Below are 1461 nucleotides of genomic sequence, written 5' to 3'. Positions count from 1 at the left end.
GCTCACCGGACAGACCGTGATGCTCGTCGTCGATCCGCATGCCGGCACGGTAGTGCGTATCGAAAGCCAGACGGGTGAGCCTCTGGGCGCCGCGACCGCGCTCGACGTGGTGGCGAACAGCACGCGACGACGGCGCAGAGCCCAGCCGGAGCCTGTTACTGTTACCCACGCAACGACGCCGGGACCGAACCTGCTCGAGCTTGTGCACCAGCGTCACTACCACGAGGAGGGCTGAGCATGTACCGACAGCACTTCGGCCTGCGCCGCGCGCCGCTGGACAAGGACAGCACGGACCTGTGGGACGACGGCGCGCTCGCCGCGCTGGCCGAGCGTTTCCAGTGGCTGCTCACCAGCCCCGGCATCGGTCTGCTGACGGGCGAGCCCGGCGTGGGCAAGACCGCCGCCTTGCGCCACATCACGCGCGGCCTGAATCCGCACCGTTACCACGTCATCTATCTGGCTGAAACGGAGTTCGGCCGTATCGACCTGTACCGCTCGCTTGCCCGCGCGCTCGGACTGGAACCCAGCTACCGGCGGGCGGACCTGTGGCGCGATCTCAAGCAGCGCATCAGCGAACTCGTCGAAGGCAAGCAGATGCTGCCGGTGTGGATCATCGACGAAGCGCAGAACCTGCCGCCGGAGTTCTTCCACGACTTCCCGTCGTTCCTGAACTTCGCGTTCGACTCGCGTGATCTGCTTACCGTCTGGCTCGCGGCCCATCCCTCGCTGGCCTCCACGCTCGAGCGTGCGCCCTATGCGGCGCTTTACGGCCGCATCCAGGCGCGCGTGCAACTGAAACCCGTAATCGAGCGTGAGCGCTTCGCACAACTGATCTCGCACGCGCTCAAGAGCGCCGGCTGCACGCACACGCTGCTGTCCGACTCCGGGCTTGAACTGCTTCGACAGGCCTCACGAGGGTTGCCACGGCAGGCGGGCCGCATCCTGCGCACCGCCATGCAGCTGGCCGTACCGAAAGCGCTGAACCATATCCCCGACGAACTGCTGCAACAGGCCATTGAGGAATTCCGATGAACCGGCAATCCAGACGCACGAAAGCCCGAAATCGGCAAGCGGATGACATACCGCGCACGCCAACGCTGCCGGAACTCTCCGACGAGGCGGCCGCGCAGATCCAGCACCTGCTCTCGGAATGGTTCCTGTGGTTCAGCGCGGCGTATCGTGATCCGATCCGGCGCTACTACGAACCGTGGTCCGTGCCCCCGCGCAGGCCACCACCGCGTCATCGCATCGATGACCCGTTCTGAGCCACAGCCCCGGCGAGCCCGGGGCTGTTTGCGTGGTGGGTGATGCATCGATCCCGCGATGATGCATCCATGGTCCTGACCTGCATCGCGCGTTCGCCAGGGAACTCCTTCCCCTCACCGATCCCGCGACGGAGCTTATCGTCTCACCTCGAATAGCGCGAGATACCGCTCCTCATTCTGCGCGCGACGTAACACC

Annotated in this window: 2 protein-coding genes and 1 pseudogene; all 3 read left to right on the top strand. The window is 65.6% G+C overall.

The window, feature by feature from the left end:
- A pseudogene (locus SB753_RS34355) lies at positions 1 to 235 on the top strand (integrase); the annotation flags it as partial.
- 2 nt (positions 236 to 237) lie between these two features.
- A complete protein-coding gene (locus tag SB753_RS34350) occupies positions 238 to 1032 on the top strand; it encodes an ExeA family protein (protein ID WP_054927118.1) in 795 nt (264 codons plus the stop codon).
- Positions 1029 to 1265, top strand: coding sequence for a hypothetical protein (locus SB753_RS34345; RefSeq protein WP_176133928.1), 237 nt, complete (start codon positions 1029 to 1031; stop codon positions 1263 to 1265). The genes SB753_RS34350 and SB753_RS34345 overlap by 4 nt, the downstream gene beginning before the upstream one ends.
- The last annotated feature ends 196 nt before the right edge of the window (positions 1266 to 1461 follow it).

The organism is Paraburkholderia sp. SIMBA_053 (assembly GCF_046534895.1).
GTDB lineage: Bacteria > Pseudomonadota > Gammaproteobacteria > Burkholderiales > Burkholderiaceae > Paraburkholderia > Paraburkholderia caledonica.
This window is presented reverse-complemented; position numbering and strand designations above follow the sequence as displayed.